This window comes from Hymenobacter agri (assembly GCF_054778495.1).
Window position 1 is genome coordinate 1 of the sequence record NZ_BAAGZM010001337.1, and the last position, 501, is coordinate 501.

1 protein-coding gene is annotated in these 501 nt (G+C 70.1%); it reads right to left on the bottom strand.

The window, feature by feature from the left end:
- The coding region (locus ACYVDE_RS26095) for a hypothetical protein (protein WP_460504402.1) at positions 1-501 on the bottom strand (501 nt) is incomplete at both ends.

A 501-nucleotide genomic window follows, 5' to 3' on the forward strand; every position in this document is an offset into this window, starting at 1 on the left:
GGGGTCGTCGGCCAGCAGCTGCAGCATGCGGCGGCGGTAGGCCCCCGGCCGGCCCGGCAACGCTTCCACCTGGCCGTTGTGGCGCAGCAGCGTGGTCTGGTAGGCACGCGGAAACACGAACGTATCCAGCATGAAGCCGAAAAAGGTGTTCGCGTAGGCATCCGAGGGGTTCGCGGCCGGCCTGGGCATAGCTTCCAGCCCCGCCGGCACTGGCCCATTGGGCACCACCGGCGCGTTGAGGGTGCGCAGGGTTTCGGGCGTGGGGGCCTGCGCCAGCAGCACTTCGTAGCGGTCGTCGCGGTACTTGCGCTGGGCAAACCCGGCCGGCACCAGACGGTGGCCTCTACGCGGCACGAAGGCCGGCACGGTCACGAACGTATCGCCGCGCACTACGTAGGCGCTCACCTCGCCGGGCCAGAACACGGCGTAGTCAGGCAGGTTTTCGGGGCGCAGGCGCACGCGGTCGGGCATGTCGGGGCCGAAGATTTCGGCCGGGTGCCA